The sequence below is a fragment of the Chryseobacterium sp. POE27 genome, assembly GCF_039727685.1.
Classification (GTDB): Bacteria; Bacteroidota; Bacteroidia; order Flavobacteriales; family Weeksellaceae; genus Chryseobacterium.
Genome location: NZ_CP152475.1, coordinates 2,576,125 through 2,600,143 on the forward strand (window position 1 = coordinate 2,576,125; position 24,019 = coordinate 2,600,143).

Genomic DNA, 24,019 nt, shown 5'->3' on the forward strand with positions numbered 1-24,019 from the left:
AAAAAAAAGTCTAATTTAGCAGAATGTTAAAAAAGTTTTTTACAGCAGTCGGAGAATACATCATCCTTCTCGGTAAATCTATGCAGAAGCCACAGAAAATGAAGGTTTTCTGGAAACTTCTCATGAGAGAGATCAATGATTTGGGTGTTAATTCATTTGGGCTCGTCATCTTTACTTCTATATTCGTAGGAGCCGTAGTCGCTATCCAGATGTTCAATAACTTTGATGCCTCTTCATTTCCTATTCCGCCTTCTTTTGTCGGTTATGCTACAAAAGCAGTTTTGGTACTGGAATTTTCACCTACCATCATCAGTCTTATTCTGGCAGGGAAAGTAGGATCTTATATAGCCTCAAGTATAGGAACGATGAGGGTTTCTGAGCAAATCGATGCCCTTGATATCATGGGAGTAAATTCTCCTAACTTTTTGATTTTGCCGAAAATCGTTGCCTGTGTTATATTTAATCCTTTATTAATTGCAATAAGCATTGTATTCGGAATTGGAGGAGGCTATATCGCCGGGATTCTCACTGGAAACTGGACGACCAATGATTATATTGTGGGAATCCAGATGTATATGCCAAACCTGTTTATTTATTATGCATTTACCAAAACAATTGTTTTTGCTTTTATTATAGCAACAGTACCTTCTTATTATGGATACAATGTAAAAGGCGGTTCACTGGAAGTGGGTAGAGCAAGTACCCAGGCGGTAGTTTGGACGATGGTATTCATTATCCTTTCAGAATTACTATTAACCCAATTAATATTAAGCTAATGATTGAGGTAAAAGATCTTAAAAAAAAGTTTTGACCAGGTTGAGGTACTTAAAGGAATTTCAACTTGTTTTGATAAAGGGAAAGTAAATCTGATCATCGGGCAAAGTGGCTCCGGAAAAACGGTTTTCCTGAAAAGTCTGCTTAATGTTTATCAACCTACTTCAGGTGAAATCCTGTTTGAAGGTAAAGACATCAACGTTATGTCAAGAGATGAGAAGCAGCATCTGCGCTCAGAAATCGGAACGGTTTTCCAGGGAGGTGCTTTGTTTGATTCTTTAACGGTTGAAGAAAATATCATGTTCCCGCTGGATATGTTTACTAATTTAACATTCAGGGAAAAGAAAAGACGTGTTTTTGAAGTAATCGGAAGAGTGCATCTCGATAAAGCCAATAAAAAATTTCCATCTGAAATCTCAGGGGGAATGCAAAAGCGTGTGGCGATTGCAAGAGCGATTGTCAACAATCCTAAATATCTTTTCTGTGATGAGCCGAATTCCGGGCTGGATCCTTATACATCCAATGTAATTGATGATCTGTTGCTGGAAATTACAAAGGAATACAACACGACAACCATCATCAATACACACGATATGAATTCTGTAATGACGATTGGTGAGAAAATTGTATATCTGAGATTAGGAATTAAAGAGTGGGAAGGCAACAAAGATATCCTGATCACAGCAGGCAATAAAAATCTTATTGATTTCGTTTATTCATCAGAGTTATTTAAAGAGCTGAGAGAATATATGCTTGAAAATAACAAAACCATTGATAATACCATTACAAAAATTGAAGATAATGAAAAAGATTCTTAGTATAGCATTAATAGGTTTTTCCATGTTGGCTTCCGCACAGATTTCTCTGGCAGGAAAAGCAAATATAATATTCCCTACAGGATCTCCTTCGTGGCAGAATATTAAAGGAACAGTAAACCAGGCAATTGAAGGAGAAGGAAAGAACAACGCAGGCTTTAACGTAGGTTTGTCTTTAAAAGTAGGATTGCCGACTTCATTTTATCTGATGCCGGAATTGTATTATACCAATTTTAAAAATGAATTCACTACAGCCAATACAACTTTTGACATTAAAAGCAGCAGAATTGATCTTCCCGTTCTTTTAGGATACAACATTTTAGGAAATACCTTGGGAGTTTTTGTAGGTCCGGTGGCGAGCTACAACTTAGCCAAGGAAGACACTTTCAACGATTTTAAAGAAAATGCAAGAGATAATTTTACCGTAGGATACCAGTTCGGTGCTCAGGTAGAAATCTCAAAATTGATCTTAAATGCAAGATATGAAGGAGCATTCAGTAAAGATTCCCGAGAATTTATCAACAGAAACACGAGTGAAGAAATTCGCTATGACAACAGACCCAACCTGTTTATGGTAGGTGTAGGATATAAGTTTTAAATTAAATTTAAAAATATAATAAATCCTCAGTTCTCTCTAGAGCTGAGGATTTTGATTTCTCATATCAAGTTCGGCTTCACGTCTTGCTATGTCTGCTGCTTTTTTCTCAAGCTCTTCTTTTTCATACTGAAGCTGTTTAAATTCTTTTCTTTTTTGCTCAGCTTTTATAGCACTTCCTTTGCTTACATATCCCACCATTCCTCCGATAATTAAACCAATTCCGATACCTCCTAAAATCCCCATGATGTGAGGCATTCCCAAATCATTAATTGTGAAATTATTAGCCGTCAGATAAAACAGAAGTATCGATAACGCTAAAAGAATAAGTCCTATTACTGTTAAATTTTTCATAGTATTATATTAAGTTTAAAATTAAAGCCTTACTAAATTTAATAAAAATTCAATAAGGCCTTTACTCAAGATTAAATTATTTTGTAGTATAAATATTATATTTTCCCACCTGCTGCTTTGTAATACTCTAAAGCTTTTGGCAAGTCTTTGTTAATGTCTGAAATTCTTGTCTCAGGATTTGGGTGAGTAGATAAGAATTCCGGTTGTCTTGCTCCTTTGGATGCTGCCTCCATTCTTCCCCAGAAAGGAATCGCTTCTCTTGGATCGTATCCTGCCATTCCCATCAGGTAAAGTCCCATCTGATCTGCTTCAGATTCCTGATTTCTCCCGTATTTCAATAATGCGACCTGAGAACCGATAGGATACACGGCTTCAAATACGTTTGCCCACTGAGCGTTTGATATGGTTCCTCCTAAGATTGCTCCGCCGTATTGTGCTACCATAGCTTGTGAAATTCTTTCATTACCATGTCCTGCAAGAGCATGAGATACTTCGTGACCCAACACAACGGCAAGTCCGTTTTCGTTCTTGGTAATAGGTAAAATCCCCGTATAGACAGCTACTTTTCCGCCAGGCATACACCAGGCATTAAGCTCATTACTTTGTATAAGATTAAATTCCCAACTGTAATTGGCAAGGTCTGCAGAACGGCCAATCGACTGATAATATCTTTCAGCAGCAGATTTTATTCTCGATCCTACATTTACCACTTTTTTTTGCGTCTGCTGTTCCTGTGATTACCTTAGATTTCCCTAATGTTGATTTGTATTCCTGAGCCGACATCGTCAGGATTTCCGAATTGTTCGCCAACTGTAAAGAAGACCTTCCCGTAATCGGATTGGTAGTACAAGCTGCAACGGTAAGAGCCATCGCTCCAATTCCTAATAAATGTGTAAATTTCATAGTTCGAGTGTTATTAGTTCAACCTTTACAATTTTTATTCCAAAATAAATTTCAGATCTTATATTTGCATACAATTTGATGTTTAATTTAGCAATATATATTTAATTATGAAAAAGTTAATTTCAATAATATGCATATTCAGTTTTCTGATGTTTTTTGAAAACTGTTCATCCCAGAGTAATATGGATCCGCAGGCAGTTACGGCACTAATCAATTCTCAGGACTTTTCTTTTCATGCACAAAGGGCAAACCCTACGAATTATGATGTCATCAACGTCATGACTTCAATGCCGAATGCCCCTGCGACGAGAATACTCGACCTTTCGGGAAGCAATTACAGTGTTGATGTAAGGCCGGATAAACTGGAAGTGGTATTGCCTTATTTCGGAAGAGTATTTAATCCCAGCTACGGCGATAATTCTCAAAACAGTTATAGATTTACATCAAACGATTTCACAGTAAACAAAAGCCAGAACAAAAAAAGGAACCTGGGTTGTAAGAATAAAGCTAAACGATACAAACAGGGCTGATGAGATTATTATGGAGATTACGAAATCAGGCAGAGCTTTCACATCGATAAGAAGCAATGACAGACAGCCGATTTCCTATGACGGATACATTACAAAGAATGAAGAGCAGAAAGTACAGCCTTAACTTTAGTCTTCAGATAAAAACTTGTCTACAAATAATTTTGCTTCGGTACTTGGATTGGAAACCAGTGCTGAAGCATTTTTTTTATGTTGAATATAAGCTTCTTCCAGAGAATTATTCTTCTTCATCGCCGATAGAATATATTCCTGAACCCAGTACTCGAAACGTTTTTCAGCCTGCTGATTCCTAACTTCAGAAAATCTGCCGGATTTCTTTTTTAGGGAAATAAATTCATTTATTCTTTTAAAAACCTCATCAAGGCCTTCATTGCTTAAGGCAGATCCCAATAAAACCGGAACTTTCCAGCCTTTTTCTTTAGGAGGAATAAAATCTAAAGCTTTTTTCAGTTCAAGCCTTGTATTCTTCGCTTTCTGGAGATTGTCTTTATCAACCTTATTAATGAAGATCACGTCTACCATTTCCATGATTCCGCGTTTGATTCCCTGCAGTTCATCTCCACCTCCGATAATTTTTAGAAACAAAAAAACATCGGTAATATCAGCCACGAGAACTTCAGATTGCCCTACTCCAACGGTTTCAATTAAAATATAATCGTATCCTGCCGCTTCACAGATCATCATTGTTTCAAAAGTCGTATTGGCAACACCTCCCAGAAATCCTGAACTTGGGGAAGGCCGGATAAAAGCATTTTCTTCTTTGGCAAGCTCTTCCATTCTGGTTTTATCCCCGAGAATACTTCCTTTATTAATGGCTGAACTTGGATCAATCGCGAGAACAGCCACCTTTTTGCCGTTGGCAATCGCAAGCCTCCCGAAATTTTCAATAAAAGTTGATTTTCCCGCACCCGGAACGCCTGTTACACCCACTCTGATCGAATTTCCTGTAAAAGACATGATCCCTTTCAACAATTCTTCAGCCTGCTGACGGTGCTCAGCCTTTTTACTTTCAACTAATGTAATGGCTTTTGCAATCAGGCGTTTGTTGCCTGACTGTATTCCTTCTATTAGCTCTTCTGTAGAAAATTTCATTCATTCAAAAATAAGGATTAAAGTGTGAACGATCAATAGCCAATCGGTTTCACCTGATATTTTTGTGAAAATAATTTTCATTTAAAATTAATACATCCCCTGCTTTATCTTTGAATTTCAGGAATTGAAAGGATAAACTTTATTATAGTCATCTCTAAAAAAATCAGGAAAGCCACAAACCTCTGCGTAACTCTTGCCTAAGACTTTCACAACTCTTGCTTAGGAGTTTAGCAACTCTTAAGCACAAATCATCCAACTCTTGCTTAAGAGTTGGTCAAGAGATGCGCATCTTTTTAGCAAACCTGCGCACCTTTTTTAATAATTAACTTTAAAGCTTTAAGAATATCATTGATGACATCTTCTAATTTTTATTATTTCTAAATTATCCTCCGTCTCATCAATAAGAAGGGGAATTTCCTACATTTGTTTTAATCAAATAATGTAAACATGAAAAAAATAATCGCTGTAGCATCCTTTACTGCTGTTTTACTGGCATCTTGTACACCAAAAGCTTCTACAGCAACTGCTCCCGCAGCTGCAACTTCTACTGCAGAACAAATCGCACAGGGAAAGACAATTTTCGAAAACTCTTGCGGAAGATGTCATAAACTTCCGGATCCGGCTTCCCATACTTCGGTACAATGGGTTGGGGTTATGAACAGAATGGCTCCTAAAGCCAAGCTTACGGATGAGCAACATCAGTGGGTGTATGATTATATCGTTTCTGCGAAAAAATAATCTCTTCAAAAATATTAGTATGAAAAAATTGATTTTGGGTATGATTCTCGGTTCTGCATCATTGTTAGTATCGTGCGGACCAAAAAGCATGGCGGTAACAGGGCCGAAGTACACCTCATCTGAGCAGCTGGCACAGGGGAAAACAATCTTCGAAAACTCATGCAACAGATGCCACAAGCTTCCGGATCCCGCAAAACACGATGATCAGGGATGGCTGAAAACACTGAGCAGAATGGCTCCTAAAGCCAAGCTGAGTGAAGACCAACACCAAATGGTCTATGACTATCTGATTTCTGCAAATAAAAAATAGGTTTCTTCAGAAGATTCTTATACAAAAAAAGGAGACCTTAATTAGTCTCCTTCTTCTTTTTCATCTTGCTTTTCTTTGGCATTTTTGATTTTATGAATTTCCTGCGGTCTTTCACCAGGTTCAAGCTGTACTCGGTGAAGCAGTACTTTTCAGCTTCATTCAGAAACTTTATGGCATTGGCAAAACTTCCTCTTTTCTCGGAAAGCAGTGATCTGTGCAGCCATAATGTCGCTTTATCAATTCCTTTGATTTTTAAAGAATACGCGATCAGCTTATCAGCTTCATGGAAATCTTCATTGTCGAGAAGGCATTTGATGTAATACTGCGGCGTATTCAGATTGGTCACATCACACTGCATGGCTTCTTCGAAATACAGTTTTGCTTTTTCGTAATCGTTCAGCATCTCACTGTAGATTCTCCCCATCAGGCAGAGACTGTCTGCATCTTCGGGATCATAGGATAAAGCATAATTCAGTGCTTCCAGGCAATCCGGCAAGCTATATGGATAATTGTCTAAAGCCTCAAAGTAGTATTTATTTTTAGTTAAGGTCATTTTTGTAAATTTTTAATTCTTTCTTCAGTTGATTTCTTTGCTTTTTGAAAGACTTTTCCTGGTAATTCTTTTTAAAATCCGTTCCGGAAAATGTACGAATCGGATTTCCTCTTTGCACCTGCAAATGATTGTTCCATGTTTCCTGCATTCTATTCTGAATCTGAATAATATTCTGCTCCAATACTTTTTCTTTCAGTCGGGCAATGGAAAGCTTTTTATTTTCCAGTTGCGAGCGGGAGTCCTGTACAAAAACACTTTGTCCCGTCGGGATATGGGTTGCACGGACAGCCGTATTTACTTTATTGACGTTCTGCCCGCCGCTGCCCTGGCTTCTGGTCGTCTGAAACTGAATATCTTTTTCATTAAAACTGATTTTCTCCAGACCTTCCAGTTCAAAAACTCCGATAAACCAGTTGCTTCTTTTGTGCAGTTTGCGGAATGTACTTTTGCCTGTCCAGCAAATACTTCCCAACCAGCTTTCTAAAAAACCCGTCAGTTCTTTTGCTTTTAAAAGCAGGGTTACAGATTTCAATGTAAGATTTTCATCCACATTCTCCCGGTGAATGATCTCGTAATCGATGTTGTTATTTTTTGCTTCCTCAAGGAAAACCTTCAGCACTTTTGCCACTACCCATTGGCATTCTAAAGGCCCTCTTCCTGAGGTGATTTGTATAAGTTTGTCCATTGTTGTTTGATTTGTTGTCAGTTGATGGTTTTCAGTTGATCGCGCCAAATTCTAACACCAATCAACCAAAAACTAACAACTTTTTATTTATCCATCCGTACAATTCTCGGCTGGAAAGTTCCCAGAATATCGACCAGTTCACTTTGTGCACTCATGACTTCGTTGATATCTTTGTATGCCATCGGAGCCTCTTCTGCATTTCCGCCGATTAGGGTGACATTTTTAAGTTTCAGTTCTTTCTTAATGTCATTCTGCGTAAAAAGGCTTCTGCATGCTCCCCGCGAATGTTCTCTTCCTGCGCCGTGTGAGGCGGAATTCAGGGAATCCGGATTACCTTTACCACGCACAATGAAACCTTTGGCGGTCATAGAACCAGGAATCATTCCCAGCTCGTTTTCATGAGCAGGCGTCGCTCCTTTCCGGTGAATGATCACTTCTTTTCCGTTGTGGATTTCTTTCCATGCGAAATTGTGATGGTTTTCAATTTTCGCCTTCACTCTTCCTCCTACCGCTTTCACTAATCTTCTGTGGATATCGTCATGACAGGCTGATGCGTAATCTCCGGCAAGATTCATTGCAGTCCAATATTCTAATCCCAGATGCGTATTCAAATCCAGCCAGGCGAAATTTTGTGCTTCTTTTGGCAGTGGACATTGTTCCGTAGCCACCCTGGAATAATACTGGGCAATTTCTGCCCCTAATCCGCGAGAACCGCTGTGCGAAAGGATTCCGAGATATTTACCTTTCGGAAGGCCGATCTGCTCATCTTCTTCCGTGATTTCCACTTCTCCGAATTCTACAAAATGATTTCCGCCTCCGGAAGTTCCCATCTGTTTGATGGCTTTTCCTTTTAACCTTCTGAGGATCGGGATCATGTCGAATGTATCCCTGTCAAAAATTTCATGTTCGACGTGAGATTTATGCGTTTCATACATCCCGAATTTCGTATGTTCTGCAAGCGCTTTTTCGTACTTATCTTTGGCCCCGTCGAGATATGAAACCGGTGTATCCAAAATGCTGAGGCTCATTCTACAGCCAATATCCATGCCTACCCCATAAGGAATTACGACATTTTCTACGGCAAGAACTCCACCGATCGGAAGTCCGTAGCCGCTATGTGCATCAGGCATTAAAGCTCCCTGTGTTGAAATTGGAAGTTTCAATGCGGTGTACAGCTGGCTTTTTGCTTCATCGGAAATATGACTTCCGAAGATCTGAAAAGAGGCGCGGCTGGTATTCAGCATTCTTTTTTCCGTTTTCTTTGATGAGAGTAATGCTTCCGCAATTTGTCCGAAGGTTAAATCTTTTTCAAATTGTTCCGGATTTTGCAGGATTTCCTTTAAAAGAGATTTCACATGATGAATATTTTTTGTTGCAAAATTTCTCTTCATAACTTCCAAAGCGATGTTTACACTCTGATTATTCGGATATCCTATTTTTAATATATCTTTTCCTTTAAGTTTTAAATTTCCCATTGTTTTTATTTTAGACTTTAGATGTGAGATATTAGAAATTAGACTTTAATACATCACATACATTCTTTCCAACTAAATATTAGTTGGTTGGTTTGCCATTCCTGACACAAACTGAAACGTCTGTGAACACGGTTTAAAGAATCTATCTTAATATTGAGATTCTTCAATTCGCTTCGCTACTTTCAGAATGACAGAGCGGATACTTTCCTAGCCCGGATTGCAGCGGCTACCCCACAGCGAGCCTGAAAGGCGAGCGAGGAGTAATAGCGGAAAGCCGGAAATAGCTTCAAATAAAAAATTGTCTGCTATTCAGAAAGTTCCTGAATTTTATAAATCGATTTCGGGGAAACTGTTTGAGTTTGAAATATTGCGCAATAAAAAACCCGAAATCTTGCGACTTCGGGTTTTGATATTTCATATACTGTTATTCTAAGAATGTACCAAACCACGAAGCCTTACCACCAAAAGCGGTAATCCTACTGAAGAATTCTGAGTAAATCTGAACATTTTGCTTCGTTTTTTTAATGGTTAAACTTGATTTTCAGATGCAAATATAAAATAATTTTCTTTAGACACAATCTAAATTAAAGAATTACATGAAAATATAAACAAAATAAAGCCTGCCGAAAAACTCCGACAGGCTTATTTATTTTTGGAAATTGATTAATCTTTTGAACCGAGACTATCCATATCATCATCCATTCCTCTCACTTCATTTGAATGATATACTCTTTCCGAACCGAGGAAATAAATGTTATGTCTCGCTTTGGCGATGATTCCGTTGTATTCTTCTTCTGTCATTCCTTCAGGAATATCTTTTTGATCTTCTGAAGGCTTTTTAAAAACTTCTAACGCACCATTTTTATTTAAAATAGATTTTGCGATGGTTGCCTGCTCGAGATTATCTGCATAAACAACGACATTATTTCGTCCGATGCTGTGCTTACGGTAAGCATCTAACATTTCTGCATCGTGAGCAAAAGTGTATTCGAAAAAACTTTTCGTCTGCTCATCTTCCTGATAATGATCGGTTGACAAGCCACTTTCTACGCTTGATTTTGAAATAATAATATTGGCTTCGTTGAAACCGTTTTCTTTTAAATCTTTTTTAATTTCCTCTGTATCTACAGTCACCGGAAATACTGAAACTACTGTATAAGCCATAATGAAAATTTTCATTAACCCATACAAAAGCTGTGCAACTTATTGTTTTTTTAATTTTAATTTAACTTAAAAACTTTTCTAAAATATCCACCGCACACTTAGGAAGATTGGTTCCGGGTCCAAAGATAAAGTCGGCTCCGTTGGCATATAAAAATTCATAATCCTGTTGCGGAATTACCCCTCCAACGACGATCGTGATATCATCGGCACCGAGTTTTTTCAATTCTTCCACAACCTGCGGAACCAATGTTTTGTGTCCGGCTGCCAGAGAAGAAACCCCCAGAATGTGAATATCATTTTCTACAGCCTGCTTCGCCACTTCTCCCGGAGTCTGAAACAATGGTGCAACATCCACATCAAATCCCATATCTGCAAATGCTGTTGCTACGACTTTCGCCCCTCTGTCATGACCGTCCTGTCCCATTTTGGCGACCATCAATCTTGGGCGACGTCCTTCTTCTTCTTCAAATTTTTGAGTAAGGTTTAAGGCTTTTTCAAAATATTCATTTTTCCCGGCATTCATGGCATATACTCCTGAGATTGTTCTGATGTTAGCTTTATATCTTCCGAAGCTTTCCTCCATGGCGTCGCTCATTTCACCAAGTGTTACCCTTCTGCGTGCCGCTTCTATACATAATGCCAAAAGGTTTCCTTTTCCTGTTTTTGCAGATTCCCGGATTTCATTTAGAATTTCTTCAACGGCTTCAGGATTTCTTTCTTCTTTTATTTTGTTTAATCTTTCGATCTGCTTTCTGCGAACTTCCGTATTGTCGATATCTAAGATTTCAATTGCTTCTTGTTTTAAGGCTGATTTAAATGAATTAACTCCGATAATGAATTCTTCACCACTGTCAATTTTCGCCTGTTTTTTCGCTGCGGCTTCTTCAATTCTCATTTTCGGGATTCCGGCTTCGATGGCTTTTGTCATTCCGCCTTCCTGTTCTACCTCATCGATATATTTCATGGCTTCTTCGATCATCTGCTGAGTAAGACTTTCTACCAAGTTACTTCCTCCCATAGGATCGACCACATCACAAATTCCGCTTTCCTGCTGAAGAATAATCTGAGTATTTCTTGCAATTTTTGCAGAATAATCTGTTGGAAGCGCAATGGCTTCATCTAACGCATTCGTATGAAGAGACTGAGTCCCTCCCAATGCTGAAGATAATGCCTCAATCGCTGTTCTGGTAATATTATTGAAAGGTTCCTGTTCGGTTAACGACCAGCCGGAAGTTTGTGAATGAGTTCTTAAGGCTAAAGACTTCGGATTTTGTGGATCAAACTGTTTTAAAAGTGTTGCCCAAATATATCTTGCCGCACGCATTTTAGCAATTTCCATGAAGTGATTCATCCCGATAGCCCAGAAAAATGATAATCTAGGTGCAAAATCGTCGACATTCATACCTGCTTTTATTCCGGTTCTTACGTATTCTAATCCGTCTGCAAGCGTGTAAGCCATTTCCAGTACAGGTGTTGCACCAGCCTCCTGCATGTGATATCCTGAAATTGAAATGGAATTAAATTTCGGAATATTCTGAGAAGTGTATTCAAAAATATCTGCAATAATCTTCATGGAAGGTGCCGGCGGATAAATGTAAGTATTTCTTACCATGAATTCTTTCAAAATATCATTCTGAATCGTCCCTGAAAGTAATTCCTGTGAGACACCCTGCTCTTCTGCAGCTACAATATAGAAAGATAAAATAGGCAAAACAGCCCCGTTCATCGTCATGGAAACCGAAATCTGATCTAATGGAATTTCATTAAATAAAATCTTCATATCCTCAACAGAATCAATAGCTACTCCTGCTTTTCCCACGTCACCAACCACTCTTGCATGGTCTGAATCGTATCCTCTGTGTGTTGCGAGATCGAACGCCACAGAAAGTCCTTTTTGTCCGGCCGCCAGATTTCTCCTGTAAAAAGCATTGGATTCTTCTGCCGTAGAAAACCCGGCATACTGACGAATCGTCCAAGGCTTCTGCACATACATCGTAGAATAGGGGCCTCTTAAATAAGGTTCGATTCCGGGAGTCGTGTGTGTTAGATCTTTATCTTTAACGTCTTCTGCCCGGTAAGAGGATTTTAATTGTAATCCGTCTTTTTCGAAACTGTAGATTTCAGTATTCTTTAATGATATGTTAAAATCCGGCTTTTTAACAGAAATTGTTTTTCGCATTTCAATATTTTTGTTGTGTAAAGTTAATTTTTTTAAATGAAAGAGAAAACTTTCATAAACAACTGTTCGTCAACAAATAACAGTCCCGGACGAACGCCCGGGACTGTTAAAATGTAAGATTAAATTTTACTATTTCTTAATCAGTTTAGTTGTATATGTTTTAGAATCATCTTTAATGGTGATTATATACACTCCTTTTATCAGTTCTGATACATTAATTCTTTGATTATCAATCTTACCTGACTGAACCAATCTTCCATCCGCACTGTAGATTTTATAGTCTGCATTTCCTTTTAGATTTTTGATTTCAACAAATGTATCGGCTGGATTTGGATAGATAGAAATTTCAGATTTCAAATCTTTTGTTTCGCTAACCGCAAGGTTTGAATCAGAAATTCTAACAGAAAAATCCTTAAAAGACCCCTGTGAAATAACTCCACCACCACTTACCGGAACAGAAGGACTACCACAAGGGCTTGAAGCTGTATTAAAGAACGTATTGGCAACTCTCATTCGTAAAAGTTTATCTCCTGAATAAGCTGTAGCAGGAATAGTAAATGTAAATGACCCTGTGTATTGACCACTTGCCGGCGGATCTGTACTTACAGAACCCACTTTTTCAGAAGCCTCAAAAACACCATTTCTATTATAATCAATCCATACTTCCATATTATCATTATATGTTGAAGCTGTGGTTCCTACATTAAAGTAAGAAAAAGTGTATTGCGTTCCTTTCGTTAAGTTAATCAATTTGCTTGCATCTTCAGTAAAATCTCTATAAGTACTAAAAATGGTACTATAATACAACTCTGAATAGGTTAAATTGCTTAAAATAAATTGCGCCAAACCACTATTGTAGGAGAAACTGGCAAAACTATTTCCTCCGGTAGTCATTAAGCAGTAATCCACCCCCGTTTTCAATCCTTTCGTTTTAAAAGTGTAATTTGGGGAATAAGTTCCAACCACAGTATTAACTACAGTTGCGACCTGAGCTTCATAATCAGACTCATCCTCAAGTCCTGTTAGCAAAACAGAGTTTATAGTACTTGTCGTATTAGACCAGTTGGTCTGTCCTATTTTTCTATATTGTATTGAATACGTTGCTCCAGGCACATTGTTCCATGACAGTCTTGCTGTTGTTTTCATTATTTCAGTGCCTAATGCTGCTACACCTGTCGGAGCTGCGGAAGTTGATGTTGGAGCAGTACCAATAGTTACTTGAGGAGAAACAGCATAGAATATATTTCCAATAGCAGAAATCTTAAGTTTGACTGCACCCGTTAAGCTGGAAGGCATTTGCAAAGTATAGCTTCCGGTATTTGGGGTTGAAGCAACCAACTCTGTCCACGTTGTTCCATTTACAAGATCGGTTGTATATTCAATTTTTACATTGGCTACGTTATATGGGGCTGTATTAGTACTAGCCACATCCCAAGTTATAGTGTTAGATGCATTATTATACAAAATGGTAGAAGGCGTAAGGCCCGAAAACTTAAACGGCCCATCACCACCAACAGTAACGGTAGTTTCGGATGAAATAAGCAATGGCCTGGTAGTATTTTCATCTCTCACTGTAACTGCATAGTTGAGTGTTCTAGGAATATATGAAACGGTTTCCCATTTTACTTTATCTGTCAGATTACCCGCCATCACACTAGGGAGACTTGGGAAATATCTTCTTCCGCTGGTTGTTCCGAAATATGATCTCGCTATAGCCCCCCTGAGCATTGTAGCCCCATCCGCTATCCCCGGAAATGGAATTATAAGAATCAACACTGTCGTACTGTTCCCACGCATATTTAATTGGATTAGTATCTGTAGCGGATGCTTCCAAATAGTAAGCAGTCCCTTTAGGAATAGTATAAGCCGTAAGAGGAGAAATTACCGGAGGAACATTTGTTGTAATCGTTTCTGATGTTCCACAAGATGTCTTGCTATCTAAGCTGTTTAATATCTGATTGATTGAGGAATAGTGAAAATAAGCATCAGTATAATCCTGTACATTATCTCCGGTAATTCCTGCATATCCCATGATAGTTGTTCCGCCTCCCGGTTCCACATTTACTCCCGACCCTTCAGAAACGTGAGAGAAGGTATGATTAGCTCCTAATTGATGCCCCATTTCGTGAGCAACATAATCAATATCAAAAAGATCTCCTGTAGGATCTGTATTTTGAGTAAAAGCAGAACCTTTAGCCAAAGAAGTAGATGTTGCTGGATTTACACATGTTGAACCAATAGATCCAGCATTACCATTACCACCTGAAGCATTAAATACGTGTCCCATGTCATAATTAGCATTGCCTACCACTGACGTTAATGTCTGTTGTAATTGTAAATTTAAATTATTTGTATAGGGATCTGAAGTGGGATCTGTGAAGATGATATTTGGCAAATCCTGAATAATTAATTTAATTCCGAATTCTTTTTCAAACACACCATTTACACGAGTCATCGTAGCATTCATTTGTATCACGGTGTTTGTGATTCCTCCGGAAGGGTCAAATTTCTTCGTGTATTCACCTGTAGTTGATAATGCCAGCCTGTAGGTTCTATATTTTGTAGTAGCAGGCCTGTTGGTAATTCCTACATTAGACAGGCTATTTTTTCCGTTTTTTTCTAATACTTTAATGTCTTTGACATTCTTTTCATCAGTAGTACATTCAAAGCCGTTGTCGCTTTTCGTTCTCTTCGTTTTATAGAATACACCATAGGTTTTTTTATCAATGCTGATAGGCTCTATAAACTGAAATGCACCATCCTTAATAATCATGGATTGAATTTCAGTTGGAGAAGTACTAAATCTCAGATACTTTGAAGGGTCATCAACTCCTACTCCTACATAAGAGCCTAACTGATACCTGTCCGCCATTGATTTTTCAATAACAGGATTGCTATAAACAGCAAATTTCTCAATTTTCCCTTCCGCTGTGGGCAGGGAAATGATCACCGGTTTAGCACCATTTCCAGTTTCTACTGCATTCAGCAGCATATTTCGTAACTCAGCAATATCAAATGTGTAAGAGTACCTTACATCCACTCCTTTTCTTATTTCTGAAAATTTCAGTGATGCAGGTTCCCATTTTTGTGCAAAAACACAAGTGCTGAGACTTATGAATGAGCAAATAAGTAAAGCTTTAGATTTCATGTTCGTAATTAATTAATTGTCTAAATTAAATATTTGTAAAATTTTTACCAAAAAAAAAACGAACACTTTAAAAAAAAACATCCGTTTTTATAATTTTTTAATCTTTTTACTTTAAATTTTTTATCCCCATTTCAAATAAAGCGAAAGAAATCAAGTCTGCGTTTTCTCCGATTACCTGATCTGTAGATCTTCCTGCTCCGTGACCTGCATTTTTTTCAATCCTTAAAAGAATCGGATGATCGCATGCCTGCTTTTCCTGAAGCTCAGCACCGAATTTGAAAGAATGCGCAGGAACCACCCTGTCATCATGATCGCTGGTGATGATCATCGTGGAAGGATAGCATGTTCCGGCTTTTACATTATGAACTGGAGAATAGGATTTTAAATACTCAAACATCTCTTTGCTGTCTTCAGCGGTTCCGTAATCGTAAGACCAGCCTGCTCCGGCAGTAAATTTATTATACCTCAACATATCCAGAACGCCAACTCCCGGGAAAGCCACTCTTGCCAGGTCGGGACGCATCGTCATTGTTGCCCCTACCAGCAGTCCGCCATTTGATCTTCCCGAAAGAGCCATAAACTGTTTGGAAGTGTACCCTTTCTGCTGTAAATATTCTCCGGCAGTAATGAAATCATTGAATACATTTTTCTTATTCATTTTTGTCCCGGCATCGTGCCATTTTTTTCCATATTCACCACCGCCACGGATGTTCGGAACGGCATAGATCCCGCCATTTTCCATCCAGATGGCATTCACTACAGAGAAAGCGGGCTGCAAACTGATATTAAAACCTCCGTAAGAATATAAAATGGTAGGATTTTTACCATCGAGCTTTGTCCCTTTTTTATAGTTAATCATCATCGGAATTTTTGTGCCGTCTTTTGAAGTGTAAAACACCTGCTCTGAAACATAATCTTCAGGATTAAATTTCACCTTCGGCTTCTGATATACCTCCGACTTTCCGGAATCTGCACTGAATTTATAGGTTGTCCCCGGCGTAATATAGTTGGTAAAAGAAAAATACAGTTCTTTCTCATCCTCTTTTCCTCCGAAACCTGAAACATTTCCCTTACCCGGAAGCGCTATTTCACGGATGAGTTTTCCGGCTCTGTCATATTGTTTAACTTTATCAATCGCATCCACCATGTAGGTAGCAAAGAAATATCCGCCGCCGGTTGTAATTCCCAACACATTTTCCGTTTCAGAAATTACATCTTTCCATGTTTCCGGAGAAGGATTTTTAATGGTTGTTTTTACGAGACGCATATTCGGTGCATCTTTATCTGTAAAAATATATAAATCGTCTCCTTGTGTATCTACGATATCGACGTTGATATCAAAACCTTTATTGATCTGAATAAAGTCACCGCCGTTTTTAAGGTCTTTTATGTAGAGTTCATTTCCGTTGGTGGCATTCGCCGCGGAAATAATCAGATAGCGCTGATCTTCAGACACGCCGGCTCCAAGATATCTTCTCGGTGTTTTATCGCCTCCGAAAATCAACTGGTCTTCCGATTGTTTGGTTCCTAATTTATGGAAATATACTTTGTGTTTATCTGTCATTCCGGAGAGTACGGTTCCCTCTTTCGGTTTGTCGTAGCTCGAATAATAGAAGCCTTCATCACCCTGCCACGAAATTCCGCTGAACTTTACATCTACCAGCGTTTCATCGATCTGTTTTTTGGATAAGGCATCGATGATGATGATCTTGTTCCAGTCGCTTCCTCCTTCTGAAATAGAATAAGCGGCCAGATTTCTTTTTTTATTAAAAGATAACTGAGAAAGTGAAGTTGTTCCTTTTTCAGAAAATTTATTCGGATCTAAAAAGACTTCTGTTGCTTTTGTTTTGTTGTTGGTTCTGTACAGAACAGATTGTGCCTGTAGTCCGTTATTTTTGTAATAATACGTATAATCGCCTTCTTTGAAAGGAGCCGAAATTTTTTCGTAGTTCCAGATATCGGTGAGCTGTTTTCTGATTTCTTCTCTGAAAGGAATTTTTGCAAGGTAATCCTGGCTATGCTTCACTTCTTCATCGACCCATTTTCTGGTGGCTTCGGAATCATTTTCAAGATCTCTGAATGGGTCTGCCACAGCAGTTCCGAAATAATTATCGGTCTGATTTCCTTTTAAGGCTTTGGGATACATCATTTTTTGTGAGTACAATGTTGCCGAAAACAAGACTCCGGCGGTTAGTAATATTGGTCTGAATTTCATATTAAGCTATTTTCCCAAAAATAAGGAAACTAAATGAAATACCTCGCAGCAGAATATTTATTTAAAAACAAAAATCTCCGGTTCCCCGGAGACTTTACAAAGATTTTATGATAAAGATTTTATAAATTTTCTTCTTCGCCTTTCATTTTTTCGGCGTTTTCTGCCATGATCACGGCATCGATCATTTCAGAAATATCTCCGTTCATGTAGGCATCCAGGTTGTACATGGATTTGTTGATTCGGTGATCTGTAACCCTTCCCTGCGGATAATTATAGGTTTTAATCTTTGCCGAACGGTCTCCCGTGGAAACCATCGACTTACGCTGGGCAGCAATATCGCCCTGAACTTTCTGAAGCTCGATATCGTAGAGTTTGGTTCTCAGCATTTCCATTGCCAATTCACGGTTAGCCAGCTGGGAACGCGCCTGCTGACAAACCACCACCAATCCTGAAGGTTTGTGCGTCAGCTGAACTTTGGTTTCAACCTTGTTCACGTTTTGCCCTCCTGCTCCTCCGGATCTGGAAGTCTGCATTTCGATATCCGCAGGATTCAGTTCGAAATCCACCTCTTCGGCTTCCGGAAGGACCGCTACCGTAATGGCGGAAGTGTGAACCCTGCCTTGAGATTCGGTTTCAGGAACACGCTGCACACGATGCACTCCGGATTCAAATTTCATGATTCCGTACACGCCTTCTCCTTCCACTTTCATGATCAGTTCCTTGTAGCCTTTTGCCGCTTCGTTAGAATCTGTCACTTCATGTCTCCATCCTTTTGTTTTGAAATACATAGAATACATTCTGTAGATATCTTCTACGAAAATCGCAGCTTCATCACCACCGGTTCCGGCACGAAGTTCCACAATAACGTTTTTATCATCTGCCGGATCTTTAGGAATCAACAATACTTTTAATTCTTCTTCCAGGCCGGGAATTTTTTCCAAAGCTTCGTTTTTCTCAATTTTTGCTAGTTCCACAAAATCTTTGTCGGACCCGTCAGCAATGATCTCGTCGGATTCTTCAATCGTATCCAAAGCGCCTTTATATTGATCGTAAACTCTCACAATTTTCCCCAAATCACTATATTCTTTGTTCAGAGAAGAATATCTTTTCTGATCCGAAATAACATCAGGTTGAATAATAAGGTCTGCCACCTCATTATATCTTTGTTTTATAGCTTCTAATTTTGGAATTAAACTCTTAGACATAGTAAAAATTTAGTTGGCAAAGATACGGATTGATTTGTAGATGTGCTAATTTAGAATGAAATGACTGACGTATAATTGCCGGCTGATGAATAAATTATTATTTCGCATAAAAAAAGGCCGCTGAAAAGCGGCCTAAGTATTATTTTACGATCATTTTCTGGATGGCAACTCCTGAATCAGATGTTAAATGAATAAGATATGTTCCCGGCGGATAGATTATTCTTAATTCATAGGTTCCATCTTCATTTTTAAGTTTAAAGCGATCAAGCTTTTTGCCACTCATTTCATAGATGGTGATTTCTCCGTTTTTAGCTTTATGATAGATTAATTTTGCGATATTATTTTTCACAGGATTGTCTGCAACCTGTAAAGACAATCTTGACGCTGCATTTTCATCAGCCGTTGACAAACTTCCTGCGTAGTTTCCAAAAATCCTGAACTCTCCAGGCTGCAATGTGATTGCCGCGGTTGTAGAAGTAACATTTGAAACCGTAGTATCCATAAGGTTCTGCCACTGTCCGGTATACGGGAAATAAGGAACCACACTTTGAACAGCGGTGGTATAATTCGCAAGTACAACAATGTTTTTCACTCCGTTTGTAATGGTATTGTCGTACACATAGATCCTTGTGATAAGCCCATTCGGATCATTTGTAAGATTGTTTGATTCTATAGTGTAGGTTTTTGACCTGAAAACCGGATATGTATTTCTAATATTGATAATTTTAGCCCATGTATCGTAAATGTCTTTTCTGTTTACATTAGTATCATAGCCCAGGTTAAATGCAATTGGTTTTTCATCGGTTCTGCAACCCGGATTAATTGATCCGTCACTGCATCTGTTGATGCTGAATTCATAGCCCAGCTCACCAAACTGCCATATCATTTTTGGTCCGGGAATGGTAAAAAATGTTGCCCCAAAAGTTTTCATCCTATCTAAAGCCGTATTAAGATTTTTCACATCGTAGCTTCCGTTTACTGCGCCATAGGACAGATTTTTAAACATCAATCGTTCTTCATCATGACTTTCGCCATAACCAACCGCCGACATATTGGTAAAACCGTGAAGTGAATGATTCATCCTGTCATAATTGCTGTTATCCTTGTATCCCATCGTATTTTGGTTGTAAGGATCTGTCTGCTTATTCCATAGCAAGACACCTTTTCCTTCTGCGATCCTGTAATTTGCCCACTGCTGCTCTTCTGCATCTGTTCCCAGATGCTCAAAAATCATATAAGAATTTGGATCTATTGCCCATTGTCGGTCTGCATAATATTTTAAAATATCTACTCTGTCCTGCTGGTAGGCATTGGTACAGGTTTCATCATTTTCAGAGCAGCTTTGGGTAAATCCTTTGGTAAGATCCCAGCGGAAACCGTCGATATGATATTCGGTAAGCCATTGTTGAAGACACCTTTCAACGTAATATTTAGTTGAGGAACTTGTATGGTTGAAATCATTGAATACGTTATATGAATGTTTTGGTACTGTATTGAAATATGGATTATTAGAGGCAACGTCGCCATAGCCGTCATTATCCGGATCTACATTCCACAGCCTTACTAATGGTGAACGACCTGTTGCGTGATTAAAAGCAACATCTAAAATAACAGCAATACCGTTCTGATGGCAAAGATCAACGAATTCTTTAAACTTTTCCGGAGTTCCGTAAGCTTTGTCTAAAGCATAATGGAATGATGTATTATAGCCCCACGAAAGATTTCCTTCGAATTCCATGATAGGCATTAGTTCAACAGCATTAATATTTAAGCCTTTCAAATAATTTATTTTATTAATTAATGACTGCCAGTTTTTTTCCTGAGTAAAATCTCTCAGCAACAATTCGTAAACTACGAGATTATCCTTTGCAGGTCGCTGAAAATTGGCAACCTGCCAATTGTAAGGAGTCTGCCCCGTTTTAAACATAGAAACTTCAAAACCTTGTCCTGCCGGAAATACCGGTAAATTAGGGTAGGTTGAAGATGAAATCCACTGATCATCATAAGAAGACAGAATCTGCGGAGAATACGGATCGGCAACTTTTTTTAAGATCATTGGTTCGGTATTGGAAAGTATATAATTGTTGAGGAGTAAGACCACTCAATTCAATCCAGTACAGATCCGGATTGGCGGTATCCCTTTTCATGAGATAAGTATCATTTACCGTCCAGTTATTAAAACTTCCGATAACGTGAACGAAATTTTTGAATGGCGCATACAATGCCAATCCCACTTTTGTCTGGTCTGTAGGATGATAATTTATTCCCTGTCGGATCCAGCTTGGAATGGCTTCAGAAACCACATTACGGGGAACCTGAAGAATGAATGTCGCATTTTTTGCATTTGAATTAGCATCTGTAGCGATGAGTTCCATATTGGCATCTCCGGTTACCGTGTAGCTGTAAGAATAAGAGGTTGAAGGTGTAGAAGTCGTATTTATTACGGATCCGTTAGCCTTGAGCTGAAATGTTGCATTAACATTTGCCGTAGCGGCAATATTAATAGAATTTCCTGAAGGTACTGACGTAAGACTGTTTGCCGCAGGATTAGTCATACTGATATTCAGAATTCCTACGTTTACCAAAACATCTGTAGTCTGATGCGCTCCTGTTTTATCCTTCAACAAAAAGCCGAATCTTCCGATGCCGGTTCTGCCATAAAACGCCGTTGGCGTAAACGATAAAGAATAGGTGTCGGCAGTGGAATTATAATTAAACTTATTCAGCTCGTTGGAGTTGTTCCAGCTGCCATTGGTAGGGCAATCCTGACTATTCTGATAATTGGCATCCAGCGACCACGACCAAAAGTAGACCGCATTGTTTGAAATGCCCCAGGCCGATTCGTCAATCTGGCTTCCGGGAATAGTTAAAGTTATGGCATCCGTTTCATTAAAAGGATTTGGAGTAATGGTATAGCTTATCTGACCTGATATTATAGCTATCATAAGCAATAAAATACCAGAATAAAGTTTCTTCATAAATATTTTTTAATTGATAATACTAAAGTAATTTATTTTTAGAGAAGTTGACTTGTTAAGATCAATTTTAACGTATTAGAATATTATGCAACAGATTGAAAATGTATTTCAATATAAACGTTTTGGTTAACTATATTTTATAAAAACAGAATCCGGCGCGGGACTTCGTCCCGCGCCGGATTCTCAATGTAATTGAATGAACTATTTGATATTAATAATCAGGCAAAATTATTTAACCTAATTTTTTATTATTTTTTTAGAGACTGACTGTCCGTTTTTTAGCTTCAATTCTATTATATACAAACCATTAGGAAGTCCATTCATATCCAACAGATTTTGAGAAAAACGAATATTGATTTGTTGCCCAACGACATTGGTAACCTTTATCGCTTCAATCGAAGAATCCGCTTTGATATTAACTATTCCTTTCGTAGGATTAGGATAGAATCCGACTGAATTTACAGTAAGACGGATATCGGATGTTGCCAGACCTGAAAAATCTTTTATACATCTCACTGATTCTCCCTGTCCTCTGGGAGCGCCTGATCCGGGATTAGCAATAGATGATCCTATGTAAAGGTATTTTCCTCCGCTGTTGGCTGTCCCCGAGCTCCAATAATAGCCTCTTGTTCCTTCATAGGTAAATCCGCCGGTTGTATTGCTTCTGTATCCTGCTGCGGGTAATTTAAGATAACTTGCATATGCCGTAGCGGGATTTGCTATTCCTTCGACGGCTACCAGTGCTGTCCATTCTGCGGGAGTAGGAAGTCTCCAGCCTTGTCCGACAGCTTTGCAAGGATCTATTCCGACAGCAGATGTCATATCAGATAACGAGGCAGCATTCCAGGCATCACTGGTGGCGTTGGTAGCCCACCATGAAGCAGAACCTGATCCTAAAATAAAAGAACCGATTCCTGAAAGTCCGTCAGGCGAATTCGCAGAAGGAGCTGTCGTGGTGGCGGAATTTCTCAACTGATGTCCGTCGTCCCATCTTCCCCACTGGAAAAGATCTCCATACGCACTTGTATCATCTAAAGCCGTTGCCACCCGGGAACTGCCCAAATTCTGCTGTAGCCATATTTTTCCGTCGGCACCTCTTACTGTTGTATAACTTACATTCTGCCCGTTATAGGTAAATTTAACGCAACCCAGATCACCCGTATTGGTTCCCGGATCTGTATTATTACAAACTGGATTTAGGGAAAATCTTTTCACCTTTGTTCCATTTTGGGAATATACCAGCACAAGAGCATTATTAAAATTATCAAAAGCAAGATCATTATAAGTAGCCTGCCCGTCTGAAATAAAACTTCCGCCAAGCGCCTCCCACGTTTGGGATGAAGCGTTTAAGTGATAAACCTTATTCTTTAAAAAATCATCATTTTCCCAACGGCTTGCCACAACATAAGGATTTCCTGATGCACTCACGGCAATTGCCACATGTTGAACCTTTCCCTCTGAAAAGTTGGCATTTCCCAATTGTGTCCAGCTTGTTCCGTTGAACTTTTTCACATTCAGTTTCTGTCCGTTTGTCGAATTGGAAACGTAAGCAACGTACAGATTATTGCTGCCATCAATTGCGATATCAGAATTATATTGTTCGCTTGAAGAGGCTGCATCCACAATACTTCCTCCTAGCAACATCCAATTGTCTGAAGTTGTTGCGGTTATTGTATTCTCATAAACCCGCACTCCACCGGAAACATTACAGGTATAAACTTTATTGTTTGTCCCGATCACCATTTCAGCAAAAGTAGCTCCGTTGGAAAATCCTGCATTTCCGACCTGCTCCCACGTACCGTTGACATATCGTCTTACCATCCCTGAACTATCTGTAGAATAAGTAAACAGAATATTTGAAGCCGAAACTGCCGAAGCATGGTAATTAATCGCAGACGTTGTAGCACTTGGCAGCTGTGTCCATGCAGATCCATCAAACTGTCGGACTTCCAGGCCACTGCCCTGATTGGTATAGTATATATTTCCATTTGGTGCCGATGATAAAGAATTATAAGTTGCATAGCTATTCGTAATTCCCGGACTACCCCCGACATACGACCATGAATTTCCATCAAAAGCCTGTACAGAACCTTTTGCAACGGAAGTATCGTAGTAAGAAACATAATATTTCCCATTGCTTATTACCAGATTATTAAAACTGCTGCCCCCAGCGGAAACAGTTGACAAACCACCTACATTTTCCCATTGTTGAGCGTATGCACCAACCGAAATTAAGGAAAATAATGCGCAGCAGAGATTAAACATTCTAAAAAAATATTTTTCTACAC

At 38.8% G+C, this 24,019-nt stretch carries 20 protein-coding genes and 2 pseudogenes; 7 read left to right on the forward strand and 15 right to left on the reverse strand.

Annotation, left to right across the window (positions count from 1 at the left end; genetic code table 11):
* The first annotated feature begins 23 nt into the window (after positions 1 to 23).
* The 3 genes and pseudogenes from AAHI02_RS12170 to AAHI02_RS12180 all read left to right on the forward strand — a co-directional run bounded on the left by AAHI02_RS12170 (position 24) and on the right by AAHI02_RS12180 (position 2,187).
* Complete coding sequence (locus AAHI02_RS12170; protein ID WP_346983473.1) at positions 24 to 776, forward strand: ABC transporter permease; 753 nt, start codon at positions 24 to 26, stop codon at positions 774 to 776.
* Positions 776 to 1,592, forward strand: a pseudogene (locus AAHI02_RS12175) (ATP-binding cassette domain-containing protein). Before AAHI02_RS12170 ends, AAHI02_RS12175 begins: the two are co-directional and overlap by 1 nt.
* Entirely contained in the window at positions 1,576 to 2,187 is a 612-nt protein-coding gene (locus AAHI02_RS12180) for an outer membrane beta-barrel protein (RefSeq protein WP_346983474.1), read from the forward strand. Before AAHI02_RS12175 ends, AAHI02_RS12180 begins: the two are co-directional and overlap by 17 nt.
* Positions 2,188 to 2,223: 36 nt before the next feature.
* Here the strand turns inward: AAHI02_RS12180 and AAHI02_RS12185 are convergent, their stop codons facing one another.
* Complete coding sequence (locus AAHI02_RS12185) at positions 2,224 to 2,538, reverse strand: hypothetical protein (RefSeq protein ID WP_346983475.1); 315 nt, start codon at positions 2,536 to 2,538, stop codon at positions 2,224 to 2,226.
* 95 nt (positions 2,539 to 2,633) lie between these two features.
* Positions 2,634 to 3,441: pseudogene (locus tag AAHI02_RS12190) on the reverse strand (M48 family metallopeptidase).
* 107 nt (positions 3,442 to 3,548) lie between these two features.
* Here AAHI02_RS12190 and AAHI02_RS12195 point away from each other — a divergent pair.
* Both AAHI02_RS12195 and AAHI02_RS12200 read left to right on the forward strand, forming a co-directional pair.
* The gene (locus AAHI02_RS12195) at positions 3,549 to 3,971 is read left to right on the forward strand and encodes a DUF4251 domain-containing protein (protein WP_346983476.1); all 423 of its coding nucleotides are present in this window, start codon (positions 3,549 to 3,551) and stop codon (positions 3,969 to 3,971) included.
* Positions 3,943 to 4,095 carry a DUF4251 domain-containing protein gene (locus tag AAHI02_RS12200; RefSeq protein WP_346986616.1) on the forward strand — a complete coding sequence of 51 codons (153 nt, stop codon included), beginning with the start codon at positions 3,943 to 3,945 and terminating at the stop codon, positions 4,093 to 4,095. The genes AAHI02_RS12195 and AAHI02_RS12200 overlap by 29 nt, the downstream gene beginning before the upstream one ends.
* 2 nt (positions 4,096 to 4,097) lie before the next feature.
* Here the strand turns inward: AAHI02_RS12200 and meaB are convergent, their stop codons facing one another.
* Positions 4,098 to 5,081, reverse strand: a complete 984-nt coding sequence (gene meaB / locus AAHI02_RS12205) for a methylmalonyl Co-A mutase-associated GTPase MeaB (protein ID WP_346983477.1) — start codon at positions 5,079 to 5,081, stop codon at positions 4,098 to 4,100.
* 447 nt (positions 5,082 to 5,528) lie between these two features.
* Between meaB and AAHI02_RS12210 the strand changes: the two genes are divergently transcribed.
* Positions 5,529 to 5,819 carry a cytochrome c gene (locus AAHI02_RS12210; RefSeq protein ID WP_042722567.1) on the forward strand — a complete coding sequence of 97 codons (291 nt, stop codon included), beginning with the start codon at positions 5,529 to 5,531 and terminating at the stop codon, positions 5,817 to 5,819.
* A gap of 19 nt (positions 5,820 to 5,838) precedes the next feature.
* Positions 5,839 to 6,129, forward strand: a complete 291-nt coding sequence (locus tag AAHI02_RS12215) for a cytochrome C (RefSeq protein WP_346983478.1) — start codon at positions 5,839 to 5,841, stop codon at positions 6,127 to 6,129.
* A 37-nt stretch (positions 6,130 to 6,166) separates the two neighbouring features.
* On the opposite strand, the gene AAHI02_RS12220 is transcribed toward AAHI02_RS12215, so the two are convergent.
* The 12 genes from AAHI02_RS12220 to AAHI02_RS12275 form a co-directional block, all read right to left on the reverse strand.
* Positions 6,167 to 6,682 carry a hypothetical protein gene (locus AAHI02_RS12220; protein ID WP_346983479.1) on the reverse strand — a complete coding sequence of 172 codons (516 nt, stop codon included), beginning with the start codon at positions 6,680 to 6,682 and terminating at the stop codon, positions 6,167 to 6,169.
* Positions 6,669 to 7,367, reverse strand: a complete 699-nt coding sequence (gene prfH, locus AAHI02_RS12225; protein WP_346983480.1) for a peptide chain release factor H — start codon at positions 7,365 to 7,367, stop codon at positions 6,669 to 6,671. Before prfH ends, AAHI02_RS12220 begins: the two co-directional genes overlap by 14 nt.
* 83 nt (positions 7,368 to 7,450) lie before the next feature.
* Positions 7,451 to 8,842: an RtcB family protein gene (locus AAHI02_RS12230; RefSeq protein ID WP_346983481.1), complete on the reverse strand. Its 1,392-nt coding sequence runs from the start codon at positions 8,840 to 8,842 to the stop codon at positions 7,451 to 7,453.
* Positions 8,843 to 9,505: 663 nt separating this feature from the next.
* Positions 9,506 to 10,006 carry a hypothetical protein gene (locus AAHI02_RS12235; RefSeq protein ID WP_346983482.1) on the reverse strand — a complete coding sequence of 167 codons (501 nt, stop codon included), beginning with the start codon at positions 10,004 to 10,006 and terminating at the stop codon, positions 9,506 to 9,508.
* A 61-nt stretch (positions 10,007 to 10,067) separates the two neighbouring features.
* Positions 10,068 to 12,185 carry a methylmalonyl-CoA mutase gene (gene scpA, locus AAHI02_RS12240; protein ID WP_346983483.1) on the reverse strand — a complete coding sequence of 706 codons (2,118 nt, stop codon included), beginning with the start codon at positions 12,183 to 12,185 and terminating at the stop codon, positions 10,068 to 10,070.
* Positions 12,186 to 12,314: 129 nt separating this feature from the next.
* Complete coding sequence (locus tag AAHI02_RS12245) at positions 12,315 to 13,958, reverse strand: T9SS type A sorting domain-containing protein (RefSeq protein ID WP_346986617.1); 1,644 nt, start codon at positions 13,956 to 13,958, stop codon at positions 12,315 to 12,317.
* On the reverse strand, positions 13,840 to 15,333 hold the full coding sequence (locus tag AAHI02_RS12250; protein ID WP_346983484.1) for a reprolysin-like metallopeptidase: 1,494 nt from the start codon (positions 15,331 to 15,333) through the stop codon (positions 13,840 to 13,842). The genes AAHI02_RS12245 and AAHI02_RS12250 overlap by 119 nt, the downstream gene beginning before the upstream one ends.
* 106 nt (positions 15,334 to 15,439) lie before the next feature.
* The gene (locus AAHI02_RS12255; RefSeq protein ID WP_346983485.1) at positions 15,440 to 17,548 is read right to left on the reverse strand and encodes a prolyl oligopeptidase family serine peptidase; all 2,109 of its coding nucleotides are present in this window, start codon (positions 17,546 to 17,548) and stop codon (positions 15,440 to 15,442) included.
* Positions 17,549 to 17,667: 119 nt separating this feature from the next.
* Positions 17,668 to 18,753 (reverse strand): peptide chain release factor 1, encoded by a 1,086-nt coding sequence (gene prfA / locus AAHI02_RS12260; RefSeq protein ID WP_089858019.1) that lies wholly within the window; start codon positions 18,751 to 18,753, stop codon positions 17,668 to 17,670.
* A gap of 139 nt (positions 18,754 to 18,892) precedes the next feature.
* Positions 18,893 to 20,809, reverse strand: a complete 1,917-nt coding sequence (locus AAHI02_RS12265; RefSeq protein ID WP_346983486.1) for an alpha-amylase family glycosyl hydrolase — start codon at positions 20,807 to 20,809, stop codon at positions 18,893 to 18,895.
* Positions 20,754 to 21,731, reverse strand: coding sequence for a hypothetical protein (locus AAHI02_RS12270; RefSeq protein WP_346983487.1), 978 nt, complete (start codon positions 21,729 to 21,731; stop codon positions 20,754 to 20,756). The genes AAHI02_RS12265 and AAHI02_RS12270 overlap by 56 nt, the downstream gene beginning before the upstream one ends.
* 237 nt (positions 21,732 to 21,968) lie before the next feature.
* Entirely contained in the window at positions 21,969 to 23,996 is a 2,028-nt protein-coding gene (locus AAHI02_RS12275; protein ID WP_346983488.1) for a T9SS type A sorting domain-containing protein, read from the reverse strand.
* Between the last annotated feature and the right edge of the window lie 23 nt (positions 23,997 to 24,019).